Here is a 19,650-nt window from a genome sequence, read left to right as displayed (position 1 = left end):
ACCGGGCACCGACAGTCGGCGGGCGGCTGTCTGCTCATGTGGATGAGCGGGTGACCTGTGGACGGCGGCCGCTCGACGGCATGCTCGGGCGGGGACGCCGTCAGCCGTCGTCGGCGGCGCGGCGCTCCCGTGCCCGCCGCTTGCCCTCGTGCATGGCGGCCACCCGGGCGACCGGGATCGTGTGCCCCTCCGCCACCAGCTCGGCGGGCAGGCGCTGCGGCTCCGGCAGCAGCGCCGACCAGTCGCCCAGCCGTTCGGCTCCGGAGGCGACGGTGACGTCGCCCGGCCGGACCGTGTCCAGGTCGGCCCAGTCCACCGGCGCCGACACCGGCAGCTCCGGGCGCACCCGGGGGCTGTAGGCGGCGACGACCGTGCCCGTCCCCGACCGCGTGGAGTCCACGAAGACCCGGCCGTGCCGCTCCTCCTTGAGAAACGCCGTCGTCGCGATCGCGGGGTCGAGCCGCGCCGTCCGGTGCGCCAGTGCCCGGGTGGCGGCCGCGACGTCCTCCACCGGTGACCCGTGGACGGGCACCACGACGTGCAGGCCCGAGGAGCCACTCGTCTTCACCGCGCCCGCCAGCCCGGGGTCCTCCAGCGCCTGCCGGGCGAGCCGGGCCGTGGCCACCACGGCGGAGAAGTCGGCGCCGTCCGGCGGGTCCAGGTCGAGCACCAGGCCGGTGGGCTCCCGGGAGCCGGCCGGCAGGAACGGCACGTGGAACTCGACCGCACGCTGGTTGGCCAGCCACAGCAGCGTCCGGCGGTCGTCGCAGAGCACCTGGTGCACCTCGCGATGCGCCGACTCGGCCCAGACCGCCACCGTGCGCACCCAGTCCGGCGCGCCCTTGCTGACGTTGCGCTGCATGAACGGGGGCTGACCGGGGCGCACCCGCAGCACCGACAGCGGCCGGCCGGCCAGCAGCGGCACCAGCCGGTCGGCGACCGCGTCCAGGTGGTCGACGAGCTGTCTCTTCGTCACGCCGAGGCCGTCGCCCAGCGGCGAGTCGAGGCTGCTCAGCGTGACGCCGTCGCGTTCGTCATCCGCCACGCCGGTCACGCTGCCCGCACGAGGTCACCCGGGCAACCGCACGTCGCCCGGTTGGCGGCCCTGTTGCAGGGTCCCGCCGCGAGCCTGCGAGTGGTGGGGAGCAGGAGGGTCCTCCCTCAGATCTCGTAGACCCCGCCCGGGCGCACGAGTTCGGTCTCGGAGAACACCGAGCTGGCGGCGAACAACTGACCGATGTGGTCCACCCAGGCCGGCACGTGGGTGAGCAGCAGGCGCGCGACGCCCGCCGCGGCGGCGTGCTGGCCGGCCTGCCGACCGGTGAGGTGCAGCGCCGGCGGCTGGTCGGGCACGTTGTCGGGGTGCGCCGCCTCGGCCAGCAGGACGTCGGCGCCGCGGGCGAGCTCGATCACCCGGTCGGACGGGCCGGTGTCGCCGGTGTAGACCAGCGAGCGGCCGCCGGCGGTGAGCCGGATGGCGTAGGTCTCGACCGGGTGCGCGGTCCGCGCCAGCTCGACGTCGAACGTCCCCAGGCGGAACGCGCCCGGGCCCACCGGGACGAAGTCGAAGACGTCGGTGAGGCCGTCGCCGTCCAGGTCGTAGGCCAGCGCCAGGCGGCGCTCGGCGCCGACCGGCGCGTACAGCGGCACCAGGGGCCCGCGTGCCCGGCCGGAGTAGCGGTGCCAGACCACGAACGGGGCGACGTCGAGGCAGTGGTCGGCGTGCAGGTGCGAGAGGAACACCGCATCCACCGACCCCGGGTCGATGAGCCCCTGCAACGCTCCGAACGAGCCGTTGCCGAGATCCAGCACCAGCCGGAAGCCGTCGTGCTCGACGAGGTAGCAGGAGGCCGGCGACTCAGGGCCCGGGCCGCTGCCGCAGCACCCGATGACGGTCAGCTTCACGTGGCGTCCACCGTTCCGGCGGACAGCACCGCGCCGACCTCCGGGCCGAGGAACCGGCGCCCCAGCCGGGCGAAGGGCTCGGGGTCGCCCGTGGCCAGGAATACGTGCTCCGGCGGCGTGGAGCCGGGATCGCGCAGCAGGTCGGCGCGGGTGAGCACCCGGTACACGTCCTTCGCCGTCTCCTCGGCGCTGGAGACCAGCGTGACGTCGTCGCCGAGCACCACCGAGAGCACGCCGGTGAGCAGCGGGTAGTGGGTGCACCCGAGGACGACGGTGTCCACCCCGGCCACCAGCAACGGGTCGAGGTAGGACTGCGCCAGGCCCAGCAGCTGCCGGCCGCTGGTGACCCCCCGCTCCACGAAGTCGACGAAGCTCGGGCAGGCCGCCGAGGTGACCGACACCTGCGGCGCGGCGGCGAACGCGTCGTCGTAGGCGCCGCTGGTGACGGTGGCCTGGGTGCCGATGACGCCGATCCGGCCGTTGCGGGTGGCGGCGATGGCCCGGCGCGCGGCGGGCAGCACGACCTCCACCACCGGCACGTCGTACCGCTCCCGGGCGTCGCGCAGGGAGGCGGCGCTGGCCGAGTTGCAGGCGACCACGAGCATCTTCACGCCGCTGTCCACCAGCTCGTCCATCACCGCGAGGGAGTGCCGGCGCACCTCGGCGATCGGCAACGGGCCGTAGGGGCCGTTCGCCGTGTCGCCGATGTAGCGGACCGCCTCGCCGGGCAACTGGTCCAGCACTGCGCGGGCGACGGTGAGCCCACCGACGCCCGAGTCGAAGATGCCGATCGGTGCATCCGCACCCGGCCGCGTCGTCCCCATGTCGCGCGCCAGGCTAACCGGCCGCTCCGACGAACCCCCTCAGGCCCAGAGTTGACCCTCGAGAGCGGACGTCGCCTCCTCCAGCGTGCCGGCGTAGGCACCGGTGGAGAGGTACTTCCAGCCGCCGTCGCACACGATGAACACGATGTCGGCCTTGCGACCGGCGGCGACTTCCTTGTCCGCGATGCCGAGGGCCGCGTGCAGGATGGCGCCGGTCGAGATGCCGGCGAAGATGCCCTCGCGCTCGACCAGCTGGCGGGTGCGGTGGATCGCGTCCTCCGGGCCCACCGAGAACCGCGAGTCCAGCAGCGAGGCGTCGTAGAGCTCGGGGATGAAGCCCTCGTCGATGTTGCGCAGGCCGTAGACGAGCTCGCCGTAGCGCGGCTCGGCGGCGATGACCTGCACGCCCGGCTTGTGCTCGCGCAGGTACCGCGACACGCCCATCAGCGTGCCCGTCGTGCCCAGGCCGGCCACGAAGTGGGTGATCGACGGCAGGTCGGCCACGATCTCCGGCCCGGTGCCCTCGTAGTGGGCGAGCGCATTGGCCGGGTTGCCGTACTGGTAGAGCATCACCCAGTCGTCGTGCTCGGCGGCCAGCTCCTTGGCCATGGCGACGGCCTGGTTGGAGCCGCCGGCCGCCGGCGAGCCGATGATCCGCGCCCCGTACATCTCCAGGAGCTGCCGGCGCTCCACCGAGGTGTTCTCCGGCATGACGCAGATCAGCTTGTAGCCGCGCTGCCGGGCGACCATGGCCAGCGAGATGCCGGTGTTGCCGCTGGTCGGCTCGAGGATGGTCGAGCCGGGCTGCAGCAGCCCCGCCTTCTCGGCCGCCTCGATCATCCTGATCGCCGCGCGGTCCTTGATCGACCCGGTGGGGTTGTGGTCCTCGAGCTTGGCCCACAGGCGCACGTCAGAGGTCGGCGACAGGTTCGGCAGCCCCACGAGCGGAGTGCCGCCGAGCGAGTCGACGAGGGAGGCGAAGCGGGCCATGAGAACTCTTCCGGGATACGGGGGACGGGACGGTGCGCGCGGCGATCGCTCAGCAGCCGCCCGCGACGGCCGGGAGGATCGTCACCGAGTCGCCGTCCTTCACCTGGGTGTCCAGGGCGCCGGTGAAGCGCACGTCCTCGTCGTTGACGTAGACGTTGACGAAGCGGTGCAGCTTCCCCTCCTCGGTGACGAGGCGGTTCTTCAGGCCGGCGTGCTGGCTGTCGAGGTCCTCGATCAGCGCGGCCAGGGTGTCCCCGCTGCCCTCGACGGTCTTGTTGCCGCCGGTGTGGGTGCGCAGGATGGTCGGGATCCGGACCTCGATGGCCATGGCGTGGTTCTCCTCGGGAACGTCGATGCGAAAGGTCGCTGCGCGGAGCAGCGGTGGTGCGTCTGAGCCGGGCAACGCCCGGTGTCCGCCGTCGATTCCGGACGGCGGCGCAGGTCACCCGTCAGTCGTAGACGACCGTCGTCGGCGAGTGGCCGAACAGGTAGGACTCGACGATCTCGACCTCCTCCTCGGACACCTCCCCGCCGACGATGCGGTAGCTGCGGAACTCGACCTCGTCGCCGGCCAGGCCGGTCTCCGACCCGTGGTGCCGGGTGGACACCAGCACGTAGTGGGTCCGGGGGTCGGCAGCGGGACCGGAGGCGTACCCGATGTCGGTGCGCGAGGGGTAGGCCTCGGTGGCGGTGTGCGAGTGGTAGACGACGACGGGCCACTCGTCCCGGTCGTCCAGGTCGCGGTACAGCGCCAGCAGGTCGGCGCTGTCGAACTCGTAGAACGTCGGCGACCGGGCCGCGTTCAGCATCGGGACGAAGCGCTCGGGGCGCTCGGTCCCCTCCGGGCCGGCGACGATGCCACAGGCCTCGTCCGGATGGTCCTTCCGGGCGTGGGCCACGATGGCGTCGTAGGTCGCGCGGTCGATGCGCAGCACGGCGCCAGTCTAGGCGGTCCGCTGCGGGACCCCCGGGGTCGCCCCCGGAGGGCCCGGCCGACCGGCCGTCGGGAGAACGGCCGAGGACCGATACGGTCGGCCGCGTGTGGGTCCCGTCGCTCCTGACCGCCGGCGTCGTGCTGCTGGCCCTGCCTGCGCTGTTCCTCGGCCTCCGCGGGCTGTTCCGGCACCGCGGCTACAGCGCTACCGAGCCTGCCGACCGGGCCTCGGTCATCACGATCGTCGTGCTGCGCGGAATCCTCCTGCTGCTCCTGCTGACGATCTCGGCCGTGGTCCTGGTGTCCACGATCGGCGCGATGGTGGCCCGCGTGGAGCTGCACGGCATGGTCTACGTCCTGTTCACGCTGGACCTGCTGCTGACGGCGCTGGTCCTGCTCACCTTCGGCCGGCGCGAGCGGCGACCAGTGCGTCGACGAGCGAGCCCTGCAGCGCGGTGAGCCAGTAGTAGACCGCCAGCTGGTGGTCGCCCTCGTCGACGATCTCCTCCGGCGGCTCGGATTCCTCGCTGATGTCGAGCCGGGTGCCCAGGGCCAGCCGCAGGTCGTTGCTCGTGCGCAGCCAGGCCCCGGCCTGGTCGACGTCGAGCCGCACCTCTCCCCCGTCGGCCGGGAGGGTGGCGCGCACGGTGGCGAGGTCGTCGGCCTTCCCCTCGCGGAGCGTCCGCTCGGTCAGGTCGCGGTAGTCGTCCGCCAGCGCCCGGTCCGATCGGTGCCCCGCCGGGTAGATCCGGTCGATCACCGGGTCGCCGGTGCTGTCCTCCGGGTCGGCGAGGAGCAACTGCTCCAGCTGGTCCAGCAGCAGCCCGACGATGCCGGCCTCGGCCCGGTCGAGGCGGGCGACCACCTGGTCGCGTCGCGCGCGGAACGGCTTCACCGGATCTCCTCGGCGCTGGCCACGAGCCCGGTCACGAGTCCCGCTGGTAGCTGGCCCACAACCCGTAGGCGTGCAGCCGGCTGGTGTCGTGCTCCATCCGCTCCCGCGGCCCCGAGCTCACGATCGCCTTGCCGTCGTGGTGCACCTGCAGCATCAGCGCGGTCGCCGTCGGCTCGTCGTAGCCGAAGAGCTCCTGCAGGACGAACGTCACGTAGTTCATGAGGTTGACCGGGTCGTTCCAGACGATGGTGACCCACGGGCGGTCGAGGTCTCCGCGTTCCTCTTCCGTCGTCTCGGGAGTCCGAGTCGGAGCGAGCGGTCCGGCCACGGGTCCACCTTAGGACGCCGCTCGGCCCAGGTCCTGCGGTCCGCCTACGCTCCGGTGCCATGCCGACGGCGACCGCCCTGCTCACCGACCGCTACGAGCTGACGATGCTGGCCGCTGCGCTCGCCGACGGCACGGCGGACCGGGACTGCGTCTTCGAGGTGTTCGCCCGCCGGCTCCCCCACGGCCGCCGGTACGGGGTGCTGGCCGGCACCGGGCGGCTGCTCGAGGCGCTCCCCGGGTTCCGGTTCGGCAAGGCCGAACTCGATGCCCTGCGGTTCCAGGGGCTGACCGACCAGCGGCTGCTCGACTGGCTCGCCGACTTCCGGTTCGGCGGCGACATCGACGGCTACGCCGAGGGTGAGCTGTACTTCCCCGGCTCGCCGGTCCTCACCGTGCGCGCCTCGTTCGGCGAGGGCGTGCTGCTGGAGACCCTGGCGCTGTCCATCCTCAACCACGACTCGGCGATCGCCTCGGCGGCAGCGCGCATGGTGGCCGCCGCCTGCGAACGTCCCTGCATCGAGATGGGCTCCCGGCGCACCCACGAGGAGGCGGCCGTGGCGGCAGCACGGGCGGCGCACCTCGCCGGATTCGGGGCCAGCTCGAACCTGGAGGCCGGGCGCCGCTACGGCGTGCCGACCACCGGCACCAGCGCGCACGCGTTCACCCTGCTGCACGACGACGAGCGCGCGGCCTTCCGTGCCCAGGTCGACACGCTCGGCGTGGGCACGACCCTGCTGGTGGACACCTACGACGTCGAGCAGGGCATCCGGACGGCGATCGACGTCGCCGGACCCGGGCTGGGCGCGATCCGCCTGGACTCCGGCGACCTGCCCACCCTCGCCACCCGCGCCCGGGAGCTGCTCGACGAGCTGGGCGCCACGGGGACGCGCGTGATCGTCACCAGCGACCTCGACGAGTACGCCATCGCCGGCTTGATGGCCGCACCCGTCGACGGCTACGGCGTGGGCACTTCGCTGGTCACCGGGTCCGGGGCGCCGACGGCCGGGATGGTCTACAAGCTGGTCGAGCGGGACGGCGTCCCGGTGGCGAAGAAGTCGGAGGGCAAGAACTCCGTCGGCGGGCGCAAGTCCGCCGTCCGCCGGCACTCCGCCGACGGGATCGCCGTCGCCGAGGTGGTGAGCAGCGCGCCGATCCCGCCGCGGGACGGCGACCGGGATCTCGTCGTCCCGCTGGTCCGGTCCGGCGAGCTCTGCGACCGCACCTCCCCCGCCGAGGCCCTGCGCCGGGCCCGGCAGCACCACGCCCAGTCGCGCGAGGCCCTGCCCCCCGAGGCCTGGGCGCTCTCGCGCGGCGAGCCCGTCCTCGAGACCGTTCCCGCCTGACCGGGAGGAAGCCACCATGACCCGTGCCCTGATCGTCGTCGACGTGCAGAACGACTTCTGCGAAGGCGGCAGCCTGGCCGTGGCCGGCGGCGCCGCGGTCGCGGCCGCCGTCACCGAGCACATCCGGACGGCGGGCGGCGAGTACGCGCATGTCGTCGCGACCCGGGACCACCACATCGACCCGGGGCACCACTTCGCCGCGGCGCCCGACTTCGTCGAGACCTGGCCCGAGCACTGCGTCGTCGGCACCGGCGGCGCCGAGCTGCACCCCGCGCTGGACCGCGGCCCGATCGAGGCCGTGTTCGACAAGGGCGAGTACGCCGCCGCCTACTCGGGCTTCGAGGGTGCCGCCGACGGCGTCCCCCTGGCCCGGTGGCTGCAGGAGCGCGGGGTCGATTCCGTCGACGTCGTCGGCATCGCGACCGACCACTGCGTGCGCGCGACCGCCCTGGACGCCGTCGCGGAGGGGTTCGCCACCCGGGTGCTGCTGCCGCTGACGGCGGGCGTCGCCGAGGGCACGGTCGAGGCCGCCCTCGATCAGCTCGGGACGGCAGGAGTCCAGCTGGAGGGCTCGGTGCACGGGGGCTGAGCCGGTACGCCGCTGACGTCCTGGCTCACCTGGTGGGGTCCTGGCTCACGACCGGTGCTGAGCCAGGACCCTTGTTGATCAGGTCACCTGATCAACAAGGCCCGGCGTCGAGCACCTCGTCACGGGTGAAACCGAGGACCTGCAGGACGGCGTCGAGGTAGGGCTGGTTGAGCGCCGTGTGCGCCTGCTCCCGCACGAACGGCTTGGCGTTGAAGGCGATGCCCAGCCCCGCCGCGTTGAGCATGTCGAGGTCGTTGGCGCCGTCCCCGACCGCGACCGTCTGCTCCAGCGGGATGCCGTACTGCTCGGCGAACCGGGCCAGCGCGCGCGCCTTCCCCGGGCGGTCCACGATTTCACCGACGAGGCCCCCGGTCAGCCGGCCGTCGACCACCTCCAGGGTGTTGGCCGCCGCGAAGTCCAGGCCGAGGCTCTCGGCCAGCGGGTCGGTGATCTGGGTGAAGCCGCCGCTGACGATCCCGCAGCGGAAACCGAGGCGCTGCAGCGTCCGGATCAGGGTGCGCGCTCCCGGGGTGAGGACCAGGTGCTCGCGCACCTCGTCGAGCACCTCCTCGGGCAGACCGGCGAGGACGGCGACCCGGGCGCGGAGCGACTCGGCGAAGTCCAGTTCGCCGTTCATGGCGGCGGCCGTGATCCGGGCGACCTCCGCCGCCCGGCCGGCGCGGGCGGCCAGTTCGTCGATGACCTCGCCGCGCACCAGGGTGGAGTCCACGTCCAGGACGATCAGCCGCTTGCTGCGCCGGGCCAGGCCCGCCCGCTCGACGGCGATGTCCGCCCCGGTGGCGGTGGCGACCTCCGCGAGCGCCGTGCGCAGCGCCGTCGCGTCCGTCCCCGACACGGTCAGCTCGAAGCTGGTCACCGGGAGGTCCGAGAGCCGCCGGATGGCGTCGATGTTGCCGCCGATGCCCGCGATGGCACGGGCGGCGCCCGCCACGGCCTCCGGTGGGACCGGTCGGCCGAGCACGATGACGTGGTGCGCCCGCCCGGCCGCAGGCTCCCGCGCCGGGGTGGAAGCCGACTCCACGGTCACCTCCACGCCGACCGCCGCCGAGACGTCGTCCGCCACCCGGCGCAGGCGGGCGAGGAGGGTCGGCCCGTCGACGGCGGGCCCGCCGTCGGTGGCGGCCGCGCCGACGACGACCCCGAGCACCAGGTGCCCGTGCACGACCACCTGCTCGACATCGAGGACCTCGACCGCGGGCACGCCCGCCTCGCTGTCGGCCAGCGCGGCGAACAACTGGGCGGTGACACCGGGCCGGTCCGCGCCGGAGACGGTCAGCACCGCGCGCGGGACCTGCGGGAGCGGCACCGGGATGGGGCGCGGAGTGGAGTCGAATGGCACTCCGCCATCGTGCCGCACCGCCCGAGCGGCTCCCGGCGGGTCCCCTCGTGCGCCCCCGGACGGCCGGCGCCCCGCCGGCCAGGAGGCCGACGGGGCGCCGCAACGTGCTGGAAAGAGCCCCGTTCAGGGTCCCGCCGCGAGCGTGCGAGCGGTGGGGGAACCGGGGTCCTTGCTCAGGTCGGGTCGGGGTCCTTCTCACCCTGCCGGGGACCGGTGCCGCCGACCAGCTCGCTCACACCGCCGTAGGGCGTGTGCCGCTTGCCGACGTGCGCCTCGTCCTGCAGTCGCTGCAGCAGGTGCGGGTAGTGGGCCTCGAACGCCGGGCGCTCGGAGCGGATCCGCGGGATCTCGACGAAGTTGTGCCGGGGCGGCGGCGAGGATGTCGCCCACTCCAGCGAGTTGCCGTGGCCCCACGGGTCGTCGCGCAGGGCGAGCTTCCCGTACTTCCACGAGCGCACCACGTTGTAGATGAACGGGATGGTGGCCGCCCCCAGCACGAAGGAGAAGACCGTCGAGATCGCGTGCATCGTGGTGAAGCCGTCGGTGGGCAGGTAGTCGACGTACCGACGCGGCATGCCCGCGCTCCCCAGCCAGTGCTGGATCAGGAAGGTGCCGTGGAAGCCGATGAACGTCATCCAGAACTGCAGCTTCCCCAGCCGCTCGTCCATCATCCGGCCGCACATCTTCGGAAACCAGAAGTAGATGCCGGCGTAGGCGGCGAACACCACGGTGCCGAAGACGACGTAGTGGAAGTGGGCCACGACGAAGTAGCTGTCGTTGACGTGCCAGTCCAGCGGCGGGCTGGCCAGGAGTACGCCGGTCAGACCACCGAGGAGGAAGGTGATCATGAAGCCGACCGAGAACAGCATCGGCGTCTCGAAGGTCATCTGACCCCGCCACATGGTGCCGATCCAGTTGAAGAACTTGATCCCGGTCGGCACGGCGATCAGGTAGGTCAGGAAGGCGAAGAACGGCAGCAGCACCGCGCCGGTGGCGTACATGTGGTGGGCCCACACCGCCAGCGAGAGCGCCCCGATGGAGATGGTCGCGAAGACCATGCCCTTGTAGCCGAACAGCGGCTTGCGGGCGAAGACCGGGATGATCTCGGTGACGATGCCGAAGAACGGCAGCGCGATGATGTAGACCTCGGGGTGCCCGAAGAACCAGAACAGGTGCTGCCACAGCATGGCGCCCCCGTTCTCCTCCGAGAAGATCAGGCCGCCGAGGTTGCGGTCGTAGAGCTGGGCCATGAGCGCGGCGGTCAGGATGGGGAACGCCAGCAGGATCAGCAGGCTGGTGACCAGCGCGTTCCAGGTGAAGATCGGCATCCGGAACAGCGTCATGCCCGGAGCCCGCAGGCAGACGATCGTGGCGACGAAGTTGACGCCACCGAGGATCGTGCCGAGCCCGCTGACGGCCAGGCCGCCGAACCACAGGCTGGCGCCGGCACCCGGGGAGTGCTCGACGAGGGACAGCGGCGTGTAGGCGTACCAGCCGAAGTCGGCCGCGCCACCCGGGGTCAGGAACCCCGACACGACGGTGATGCTGCCGAAGAGGAAGAGCCAGAACGACAGCGCGTTCAGCCGTGGGAAGGCGACGTCGGGCGCACCGATCTGCAGCGGCATGATCAGGTTCGCGAAGGCGAAGAACAGCGGCGTCGCGAACATCAGCAGCATGATCGTGCCGTGCATGGTGACCAGCTGGTTGTACTGCTCCGGGGACAGGAACTGCAGCCCCGGCCGTCCCAGCTCGCCGCGCATCAGCATGGCCATCAGCCCGCCGAGCACGAAGAACACGAACGAGACGGTCATGTACATCAGACCGATGGTCTTGTGGTCCGTGGTCCGCAGCAGGTTCGACAGCCGCGAACCCTTCTCGACCACGTGAGCCGGGCTGGGCCGGCTCACGATAGGCGCCGGTGCAATCGTCACGGCTCGCAGCTTAGACCGTGCCGGCGGACGGCTCAGGACGGGCGGTGGGGCGCGCCGGAAGAGTCACGGGACCCGCCGGTAGGAGGCGACGTCCACCGAGATCGTGACCTCCACCGACCTGGGCAGACGGCCCAGCGACGCGGCCAGGCCGTCGGCGGTGAGATGCCGCGCGTGGGGGCCCATCCCGACCAGGATCGCCACAGCGGCGTGGTCCAGGAGCAGGGTCTGCCGGTGCGCGGTCGTCCTCACCGGCCGCAGGTGCGGCTCCAGCGACGCGCTCAGCCGCTCACCCTTGTCCGGATCCACCCGCAGCAGGCCGAGGGGGCCGACGATCTCGGCGAGGTGGTCCTGCGCGGGGGTCACCACGACCAGCCGGCCGTCGGGACGCAGCACGCGGGCGATCTCCGGGCCGTTGCGCGGGGCGAAGACCACCAGCACCCGGTCCAGGGCGCCGTCGCGCACGGGCAGCCGCGCCCACGTGTCCGCCACGACCGCCATGGCCCGCGGATGCGCCCGGGCGGCCCGGCGGGCCGCGTAGGGCGAGGAGTCGAGCACCACGCCGGTCGCCGCGGGAGCGCGGTCGAGGACGGCGGCGAGGTGCTGCCCGGTGCCGCCGCCGAGGTCGAGCAGCGTCGACGGCGCCGTCCCCTCCCCGGTGAGCACCACATCCCCGAGAGCCGCGCTGATGCCGGCGTAGTGGCCGGCCGCGAGGAAGGACATCCGGTCGGCGACCATCTGCGCCGAGTCACCCGACGGGGGCCTGTGCCCCGGTGGCAGCAGCGTCACGTGCCCCTGCCGGGCACGGTCGAAGGAGTGCCCGGCGGAACAGCGCAGCGCACCCTGCCCCTCGTCGGCCGACAGCGGTGCGGCGCAGGAGGGGCAGGCCAGCAGGGCGGCGGCGGCCTGCGGCAGCGGCGGGCGAACGCTCACGAGCGCGGCGGCACCGCGTGGAAGACGACGTCCCGCAGCCGGCCCGCGTCGGCGACCGCGGTCACGAACGTGCCGTGCGGCTGGCGCCGCCGGTCGGTCGGCGACCCCGGGTTGATCAGCCGCAGGCCGTTCGGGGCCGTGGTGTCCCAGGGGATGTGGCTGTGCCCGAAGACGAGGACGTCGGCGTCCGGGAAGCGCGCCGCGCAGCGCGTCTCGCGTTCCTTGGCGTCGCCGGTCTCGTGGACGACGGCGAAGCGGAGGCCCTCGATCTCGTCGTGCGCGACCTCCGGCAACCGCTGCCGGAGCACGCCGTGGTCGTTGTTCCCGTACACCGTGACGAGCCGGTGGGCACGCTGCTCGAAGAGATCGAGCAGTGCAGCGTCCACCCAGTCGCCCGCGTGCACGACGACGTCGGCGGCCGCGATCTCACGCCACAGCGCATGAGGTAGGTCGCGCGCCCGCTTCGGCACGTGCGTGTCGGACGTCAACACCAGCGAAACGGGCACGACGCCATGGTTGCAGGCCGCTACCTTCTCTCCCGGCCGGCGATCCGGCCCTCCCCGCACGACCCGAGGACCTCCCGTGACCGAACCCGTTCCCACCACGCCTGCCGCCGGTACGGCGAGCTCCCCCGACGAGCCGTACGAGCAGCGCTGACTCGCCCTCGGCGTCATCGCCATGACCGTCCTCCTGGTCGGCCTTCGTGATCAAGGCCACCAAGGAGGACCTGCCGGCCGAGGGCGACGCCGTCGTCCACGTCGGGTGAGCCCTGCACCGTCGTCCACCGGACGACACCCCCGACCAGCGGCCGTCCCGCCCCCGCCGAGTCCCTTCCCCGGGAAGGCCTCCGGCCCCCGTCGTCGCGCACCGTGACGGCGGGGGCCGCGTCTCAGGTGTTGCTGTTCCCGGCGAGCGTGCGAAGGCGCGCGTTGTAGGCCACGAGCTCCGCGTCGCCGTCCCGGTCGGCCGCGCGGTCGAGGGTGCGGGCCCGGCGGTCGTCGGACCGGGCCCACGAGAAGAAGACGACGGCGAGCACCAGCACGGTGGGCAGCTCGCCGAAGGCCCACACGATGCCGCCGGCCACGCTCTGGTCGGTGAACGGATCGATCCCCCAACCGGCCGGTGACCGGGCGAACGAGTCGACGACGAGCGACCCGGCCATCATGATCGCCACCCCGAAGAAGGCGTGGAAGGGCACCGGCAGGAAGAGCTCCAGCATCCGGCCGGGGTGGCTGAGGGTCCGCGGCCACGGGTCCTGCGCGACGATCGGCCCGAAGAACAGCAACCCGGTGACGACGAAGTGCGCCAGCATGAATTGGTGGCCGGCGGGGCTCGACATGAGCGCGTCGAACAACGGCGTGAAGTAGACGCCGTAGAGGCTGGCGATGAACAGCGGCACGGTGAACAGCGGGGATGCCACGAACCGGGCGAACCGGCTGTGCAGCGCCCCGAGCAGCAGCGCGCGCGGCGTCCCCGCAGCACCCCGGCCACGCGGGAGGGTGCGCAGGGCCAGGGTGACCGGTGCGGCGAGGAGCAGCAGCAGCGGCGTGATCAGCGACAGCACCATGTGCTGGGTCATGTGGATGCTGAAGACCACCATGCTGTAGCCGTTGAGCCAGGTGCCGGTGACCGCGAACAGCGATGCGGTGCCGCCGATCCAGGCCAGCGTGCGCCACCACGGCCAGGTGACCCCGGAACGGCGCAACCGGACGACCGCCGCGAGGTAGACCACCAGCCCGACGATGCTCAGCACCGCCAGCACCGACCAGCCGTCCAGGTGCGGCAGGAACATCCGCCCCCAAGTCGGTGGCTGGTCGGGCACCCACATGCCCGAGTGGTGCCCGTGCTCCACCGCGATCTCCTCCTGCCGGCCGGTCGTGCCACTCCACTGTCCCACCCGGCTGCCCGCAGGCGCCCCACTCCTGGCGGGCAGGAGAGCGGTCCGTCCTCAGTCGTGCACCGGCGCCTCGCGGGCGCCGTGGGCCGCCGGCTCGAGGTGGAACGGTGCAGTGCGCCATGTCGACGTGGCCGACCGGGCAGACGCCGCCGACGGCGGGCAGATCAGATGTGGACGCCGCGCTCCCGCAGCCACGGCAGGGGGTCGACCTTCTGGCCGTCGAGGCCGCCGACGCGCACCTCGAAGTGGAGGTGCGGGCCGGTCGACTGGCCCCGGTTGCCCAGCAGGGCGATCGTGTCGCCGGCGCGGACGACCTGGCCGGGCTCCACCAGGATCTCGTCCATGTGCCCGTAGACGGTGACGTCGCCGTTCTCGTGCTGGAGGTAGACCACCAGGCCGAAGCCGGCGGCCGGACCCGCCTCGAGCACGACGCCGTCCATGGCGGCACGCTCGGGCGTACGCATCGGCGCAGCGAAGTCGACGCCGGCGTGCAAGGTCCCCCACCGCGCACCGAAGCCGCTGGTGAGCCGGGCCCCCTCGACCGGGTGGACGGCCTTGGGACGTGCCGCCTCCGCAGCGATCCGTGCGGCCTCCTCGGCGGCGAGCCGATCGGCCTCTGCCTGGGCGTCCGCGGCCGCGGTGCGTTCGGCGTCGCGAGCGTTGCGACTGGCAACCAGGCCCCGCAGGTGCGACGTGGCCTCATCGTCGACCACGGCCGGGGCCGTCGCCTCGAGGCCGAGCTGTTCGGCCACGCTGACCGAGTGGCTCACCGTCCGGGTCTGGACCTCGGCCGGGGCCGCCGACGCCCCGCTGACGCTCAGCGCGCCGATCAGGGCGGCGGCGAGGTAGATGACCGGCCTGCGCCGCACCGACGGCAGCCGGCGGGCGAGCAGACCCGCACGGCCCTGCGCCACGCCTGCGACGACGCGCTCCGCATCGGCGGACCGTGCGACGTCGGCCGGCACGGGAAGGACGAGCGCGGGGCTCGGTGCGGCCGGCGGGACGTCCGCCACCACGACCAGGGCTGTCTCGGCGGTCGCGGGGCGGGTCGTCACGAGGCCGGTCCGGTGGACGCCCGGCTCCGGGGCGGCCGGGTCGACGGCGTTCCGCTTGCAGGGCGTCGGCCGGCGGGTCGCCGTCCCCTCCGCGGCCGGCTTCGCCGTCGCCGCCTTCGCCGCAGCGGGTGCCTTCGCGGCCGCTGCGACGGTGCGCGCCGCCCCGGCCGCCTTTCGCGTGGCCGGCGTGGCGGTCGTCGCCTTCGCGTGCAGGACCTCGGCGGTGGCCGTGGTCACCGTGACGGCCTTCGTGCCGGCGGTCTCCGCGCCGACAGCCGCCGCACCGACGGCCCGGGCGGTCGACCCGGCGACCCGGCGACCCCCTGCCGACTGCACCTTCCCCTGGCGCTGCGGCGGGACCGGGGAGCCGGCCGTGCCCTCGGTGGCTGCGGTGGACGAACGGGTCGTCCGGCGAGCCGGGGTGGCCGTGGTGACCACCGGATCGGCCGGCGCCGCACCTTCCTCGGGGAGGCGGTCGTGGTGGAGCGAGCTCATTCACTGACTTCCGTCGGCGGACATTGCAAGCAGCTCCCGGGGAGAGGAGCGGGGCACATGTAAACACGCCGTGATGGGTTCGTGATCTGCGGACGGGGGTATTGACCTGCAGATTCGTGAAGTGGATCACCAAGCTCCACGCGTGTTGTTCATCTCTACGTAATCACGATTTGACACAGCGTCATGAACGCGCCGCAGATGGTTGAGAGTGGCGCGATCCAGCTCACGGAACGGGCAGAAGCCCTTTTCAGCGGTCCGATCGAGGGAGATTCCGCATGCGCGCAGTGACCTGGCACGGCCGGGGGGACGTCCGGGTGGAGACGGTTCCCGACCCCACCATCCAGGACCAGACCGATGTCATCGTCGAGATCACCTCGAGCGGCATCTGCGGCTCCGACCTGCACCTCATCGAAGTGCTGGCCCCGTTCATGACGGTCGGCGACATCATGGGTCACGAACCCATGGGGATCGTCCGCGAGGTGGGCCGTGAGGTCACCGCGGTCAAGCCGGGCGACCGCGTCGTCGTCCCGTTCAACATCAACTGCGGGACCTGCTGGATGTGCTCCCAGGGCCTGCAGTCCCAGTGCGAGACCACGCAGAACCGCGAACAGGGCTTCGGCGCCTCACTGTTCGGCTACACCAAGCTCTACGGCCAGGTGCCCGGCGGCCAGGCGGAGTACCTGCGCGTCCCGTTCGGCAACACGCTGCCGATCAAGGTTCCCGACGCCCCGCTCGACGACCGCTACGTCTATCTGTCCGACGTCCTGTCGACGGCGTGGCAGGCGGTGCAGTACGCCGGGATCCCCGACGGCGGTAGCGTGCTCGTCCTCGGCCTCGGGCCGATCGGTGACATGGCGACCCGCGTCGCCCGGCACCTGGGCGCCGGCCAGGTGATCGCCTCGGACGACGTTCCCGAGCGGCTGGCCCGCGCCCGGCGCAACGGCATCACCGTCATCGACTCCACCAGGCAGGCCGACGTCGTCGCGCGGGTGCGCGACCTGACCGACGGCCGGGGCCCGGACGCCGTCATCGACGCCGTCGGCATGGAGGCGCACGGCTCGCCGGTCGCGTGGGCCGTCCAGAAGGCCAGCGCGGTGGTGCCCGACATGATCATGGAGAAGGTCATGACGGTGGCCGGCATCGACCGGCTCGCCGCACTGAACACCGCCATCGAGGCGGTCCGTCGGGGCGGCACGATCTCGCTGGTCGGCGTCTACGGCGGGGCCACCGACCCACTGCCCCTGATGCGCATGTTCGACAAGCAGATCCAGCTGCGCATGGGCCAGGCCAACGTGTGGCGTTGGGTGCCCGACATCCTGCCGCTGCTGATCGACGGCGACCCGCTGGGCGTCGACGAGTTCGCCACCCACCGGGTTCCACTGGAGCAGGCGCCGGAGGCCTACGCGAACTTCCGCCAGAAGAAGGACGGCACCGTCAAGGTGCTGCTCCAGCCGTGACGCCGTGCCGGGCCGGTGGTGACCCCCACCCCGGCCCGGCCGCGCATGTTCGACCGCCGACGGGTACCGCAGGACCCATGACGACCACCACCGCAGAGAGATCCGGCACCTACCGCCTCGGCGACCGCGAGGTCTTCCGTCTGGGTTACGGCGCGATGCAGCTGACCGGCCCCCACGTCATGGGCCCGCCGGCCGACCGCGACGCCGCCATGGCGGTCCTGCGGCGGGCCGTCGAGCTCGGGGTCAACCACATCGACACCAGCGACTACTACGGGCCGGCGGTAGTCAACGAACTGATCCGCGAGGCCCTGCACCCGTATCCCGACGACCTGGTCATCGTGACCAAGGTGGGTGCCCGCCGCGACGCCGACGGTGGCTGGCCCGAGGCCCTGGACGCCGCCGACCTGCGTCGCGCCGTCCAAGAGAACATCGACCACCTGGGCGTCGAAGCCCTCGACGTGGTCAACCTGCGCATGCCCGGCTTCGCCGAGCCGGTGCAGCGCTCGCTGGCCGAGCCGTTCGAGGCGCTGGCCGCTCTGCAACAGGAAGGCCTCGTCCGGCACCTGGGCGTGAGCAACGTGACGCCGCAGATGTTCGCCGAGGCGCGCGCCATCGCGCCGGTGGTCTGCGTGCAGAACCACTACAACCTCGTGCACCGCGCGGACGATCCGCTGATCGACGCGCTCTCCCGGGAAGGCATCCCCTACACACCCTTCTTCCCGCTCGGTGGGTTCACGCCGCTGCAGTCGGCCGCGCTCGACACCATCGCCCGCCGACTGGAGACGACGCCGATGCAGGTGGCGCTGACCTGGCTGCTGGCCCGCTCCCCCAACCTCCTGCTCATCCCCGGGACCTCGTCGGTCGCCCACCTGGAGGAGAACCTGCAGGCCGCGGCGCGCGCGCTCGGCCCCGCCGAGCTGGCCGAGCTCGACCGCATCGGCGGCAGCGGAGAGCCCGACGTCGACCTCTGACGCTGCGCGCCGCCAGGCATAGGAAGCTTTACCTATGGTTTCGGCCCTCGAACCGTATGCATAGCTTCCTATGCCTGGTTCGGCCGGCGGGACGTCAGCGGGCGCGTGCCACCCGGGCCTCGTCGAAGACCGGATCGGCCGACTCGTAGACCCGGCCGTCGGCACCGAACACGAGGAAGCGGTCGAACGACCGGGCGAACCAGCGATCGTGGGTGACGGCGAGCACGGTTCCGTCGAAGGCGGCCAGCGCCTCCTCCAGCGCCTCGGCCGAGAGGACATCGAGGTTGTCCGTCGGCTCGTCGAGGAGCAGCAGCGTGGCTCCGGACAGCTCCAGCAGGAGGATCTGGAACCGCGCCTGCTGCCCACCCGAGAGGGTCCGGAACGGCTGATCGGCGGAGTCGGTGAGCCCGTACTGCCGCAGCGCGGCCATGGCCCGGCCCCGGTCGACGCCGGGGCGGCCGGGCTCCCCGTGCCACAGCAGGTCCACGGGCGTGCGGTCCTGCCACTCCGGATGGGCGTGGGTCTGCGCGAAGAAGCCGGGGACGACGCGAGCACCCAGCCGCCAGCTCCCGGTGTGCGCCACGTCCTGGCCGGCCAGCAGCCGGAGGAAGTGCGACTTCCCGGCACCGTTCGCCCCCAGGACGCCGACCCGGTCGCCGTACCAGATCTCCGCGTCGAAGGGCTTCATCAACCCGGTGAGCTCCAGCTGCTCGGCCATGACCGCCCGGACCCCGGTGCGCCCGCCCCGCAGCCGCATCGCCACCTTCTGCTGCGGCGGCCGCTCGGGCGGCGGCCCGGCCGCCTCGAACTTGGCCAGCCGGGTCTGCATCGCGTGGTAGCGGTTGGCCATGTCCGGCGAGTTGGCCGCCTGCTGCTGCAACGTGCGCACCAGGTCGACGAGCCGCTGGTGCTCCTCCTCCCACCGGCGGCGCACGTCGGCCATCCGCTCGTGCCGGGCAGCGCGCGCCTCGGGGTAGCTGCCGAACCCGCCCCCGTGCACCCACGCCGTCCCGCCCTCCACGGTGACCACCCGGTCGGCGACGCGGTCGAGCAGCTCCCGGTCGTGGCTGACGAACAGCACGGTCTTGCGGGTCTGGAGCAGCCGTTCCTCCAGCCAGCGCTTCCCCGGCACGTCGAGATAGTTGTCCGGCTCGTCCAGGAGCAGCACCTCGTCCGGGCCGCGGAGCAGCGCCTCGAGGGCCAGGCGCTTCTGCTCCCCGCCGGACAGCGTGGACAGCGCGCGGTACTTGCAGCCGTCGTAGGGGACGCCGAGCGCCGCGACCGTGACCGTGTCCCAGGTGACCTCGGCGTCGTAGCCGCCGGCGTCCCCCCACTGCGCGAGCGCGTCGGCATAGGCCATCTGGGCGCGTTCGTCGTCGGTCTCCATCAACGCCAGCTCGGTCGCCTCGACGGCGTCCCAGGCGGCGCGGACGGCGGGAGGAGACAGGTCCACCAGGAACCGCTGCACCGTGGTGTCGTCGCGCACGGAACCGATGAACTGGCGCATCACGCCGAGCCCGCCGGTCCGTGCGACGGCGCCGCTCTCGGGAGTCAGGTCGCCGGCGATGAGCCGCAGCAGCGTGGTCTTGCCGGCGCCGTTCTCCCCGACCAGTGCCGCACGGGCGCCCTCGCCGACGCGGAAGGAGACGTCGTCGAGCAGCACCCGGCCATCGGAGAGGGTGTGCCGGATCCCGGTGACGTCCACGTAGCCCACGCCGTCATCCTGCCCGGCGGGGCAACCGGGTT

Annotated in this window: 20 protein-coding genes; 5 read left to right on the top strand and 15 right to left on the bottom strand. The window is 72.7% G+C overall.

Features of this window, described 5'->3' with window-relative positions; all coding sequences use genetic code 11:
- Positions 1-100: 100 nt before the first annotated feature.
- The 6 genes from BLASA_RS05315 to BLASA_RS05290 form a co-directional block, all read right to left on the bottom strand.
- A complete protein-coding gene (locus tag BLASA_RS05315; RefSeq protein WP_014375012.1) occupies positions 101-1,045 on the bottom strand; it encodes a DNA polymerase domain-containing protein in 945 nt (314 codons plus the stop codon).
- Positions 1,046-1,161: 116 nt separating this feature from the next.
- Entirely contained in the window at positions 1,162-1,905 is a 744-nt protein-coding gene (locus tag BLASA_RS05310) for an MBL fold metallo-hydrolase (protein WP_014375011.1), read from the bottom strand.
- Entirely contained in the window at positions 1,902-2,729 is an 828-nt protein-coding gene (gene murI, locus BLASA_RS05305; protein WP_014375010.1) for a glutamate racemase, read from the bottom strand. Before murI ends, BLASA_RS05310 begins: the two co-directional genes overlap by 4 nt.
- A 39-nt stretch (positions 2,730-2,768) precedes the next feature.
- Entirely contained in the window at positions 2,769-3,719 is a 951-nt protein-coding gene (locus BLASA_RS05300; RefSeq protein ID WP_014375009.1) for a PLP-dependent cysteine synthase family protein, read from the bottom strand.
- Between the two features lie 49 nt (positions 3,720-3,768).
- Positions 3,769-4,047 (bottom strand): MoaD/ThiS family protein, encoded by a 279-nt coding sequence (locus BLASA_RS05295; protein ID WP_014375008.1) that lies wholly within the window; start codon positions 4,045-4,047, stop codon positions 3,769-3,771.
- Positions 4,048-4,168: 121 nt separating this feature from the next.
- The gene (locus tag BLASA_RS05290; RefSeq protein ID WP_014375007.1) at positions 4,169-4,654 is read right to left on the bottom strand and encodes a Mov34/MPN/PAD-1 family protein; all 486 of its coding nucleotides are present in this window, start codon (positions 4,652-4,654) and stop codon (positions 4,169-4,171) included.
- Between the two features lie 104 nt (positions 4,655-4,758).
- On the opposite strand from BLASA_RS05290, the gene BLASA_RS05285 reads away from it, so the two are divergent.
- Positions 4,759-5,112 (top strand): hypothetical protein, encoded by a 354-nt coding sequence (locus BLASA_RS05285; RefSeq protein WP_014375006.1) that lies wholly within the window; start codon positions 4,759-4,761, stop codon positions 5,110-5,112.
- Here the strand turns inward: BLASA_RS05285 and BLASA_RS05280 are convergent.
- Positions 5,051-5,548 (bottom strand): DUF2017 family protein, encoded by a 498-nt coding sequence (locus BLASA_RS05280; protein ID WP_014375005.1) that lies wholly within the window; start codon positions 5,546-5,548, stop codon positions 5,051-5,053. The genes BLASA_RS05285 and BLASA_RS05280 overlap by 62 nt on opposite strands.
- A 31-nt stretch (positions 5,549-5,579) precedes the next feature.
- Positions 5,580-5,876: an ATP-dependent Clp protease adapter ClpS gene (gene clpS, locus BLASA_RS05275; RefSeq protein WP_014375004.1), complete on the bottom strand. Its 297-nt coding sequence runs from the start codon at positions 5,874-5,876 to the stop codon at positions 5,580-5,582.
- 59 nt (positions 5,877-5,935) lie between these two features.
- Here clpS and BLASA_RS05270 point away from each other — a divergent pair, with 59 nt between their 5' ends.
- On the top strand, positions 5,936-7,219 hold the full coding sequence (locus BLASA_RS05270; RefSeq protein ID WP_014375003.1) for a nicotinate phosphoribosyltransferase: 1,284 nt from the start codon (positions 5,936-5,938) through the stop codon (positions 7,217-7,219).
- 16 nt (positions 7,220-7,235) lie between these two features.
- Positions 7,236-7,808: an isochorismatase family protein gene (locus tag BLASA_RS05265; protein WP_014375002.1), complete on the top strand. Its 573-nt coding sequence runs from the start codon at positions 7,236-7,238 to the stop codon at positions 7,806-7,808.
- Positions 7,809-7,899: 91 nt separating this feature from the next.
- Here the strand turns inward: BLASA_RS05265 and serB are convergent, their stop codons facing one another.
- The 6 genes from serB to BLASA_RS25375 form a co-directional block, all read right to left on the bottom strand.
- Positions 7,900-9,168, bottom strand: a complete 1,269-nt coding sequence (gene serB, locus BLASA_RS05260) for a phosphoserine phosphatase SerB (RefSeq protein WP_014375001.1) — start codon at positions 9,166-9,168, stop codon at positions 7,900-7,902.
- 173 nt (positions 9,169-9,341) lie between these two features.
- The gene (gene ctaD, locus BLASA_RS05255) at positions 9,342-11,099 is read right to left on the bottom strand and encodes a cytochrome c oxidase subunit I (protein ID WP_041775622.1); all 1,758 of its coding nucleotides are present in this window, start codon (positions 11,097-11,099) and stop codon (positions 9,342-9,344) included.
- Between the two features lie 63 nt (positions 11,100-11,162).
- Positions 11,163-12,011 (bottom strand): putative RNA methyltransferase, encoded by an 849-nt coding sequence (locus BLASA_RS05250; RefSeq protein WP_041776151.1) that lies wholly within the window; start codon positions 12,009-12,011, stop codon positions 11,163-11,165.
- 14 nt (positions 12,012-12,025) lie between these two features.
- Entirely contained in the window at positions 12,026-12,535 is a 510-nt protein-coding gene (locus BLASA_RS05245; RefSeq protein ID WP_014374998.1) for a metallophosphoesterase family protein, read from the bottom strand.
- Positions 12,536-12,918: 383 nt separating this feature from the next.
- Positions 12,919-13,926 (bottom strand): cytochrome c oxidase assembly protein, encoded by a 1,008-nt coding sequence (locus BLASA_RS05240; protein ID WP_231839552.1) that lies wholly within the window; start codon positions 13,924-13,926, stop codon positions 12,919-12,921.
- 164 nt (positions 13,927-14,090) lie between these two features.
- Entirely contained in the window at positions 14,091-15,476 is a 1,386-nt protein-coding gene (locus BLASA_RS25375) for a M23 family metallopeptidase (protein WP_014374996.1), read from the bottom strand.
- A gap of 275 nt (positions 15,477-15,751) precedes the next feature.
- Between BLASA_RS25375 and BLASA_RS05230 the strand changes: the two genes are divergently transcribed.
- Entirely contained in the window at positions 15,752-16,933 is a 1,182-nt protein-coding gene (locus BLASA_RS05230; RefSeq protein ID WP_014374995.1) for a zinc-dependent alcohol dehydrogenase, read from the top strand.
- A gap of 77 nt (positions 16,934-17,010) precedes the next feature.
- Positions 17,011-17,904, top strand: coding sequence for an oxidoreductase (locus tag BLASA_RS05225; protein WP_014374994.1), 894 nt, complete (start codon positions 17,011-17,013; stop codon positions 17,902-17,904).
- Between the two features lie 94 nt (positions 17,905-17,998).
- On the opposite strand, the gene BLASA_RS05220 is transcribed toward BLASA_RS05225, so the two are convergent.
- Positions 17,999-19,618 (bottom strand): ABC-F family ATP-binding cassette domain-containing protein, encoded by a 1,620-nt coding sequence (locus BLASA_RS05220; RefSeq protein ID WP_014374993.1) that lies wholly within the window; start codon positions 19,616-19,618, stop codon positions 17,999-18,001.
- Positions 19,619-19,650 lie beyond the last annotated feature (32 nt).

The organism is Blastococcus saxobsidens DD2 (assembly GCF_000284015.1).
In the GTDB taxonomy this organism is placed as follows: domain Bacteria; phylum Actinomycetota; class Actinomycetes; order Mycobacteriales; family Geodermatophilaceae; genus Blastococcus; species Blastococcus saxobsidens_A.
This window is presented reverse-complemented; position numbering and strand designations above follow the sequence as displayed.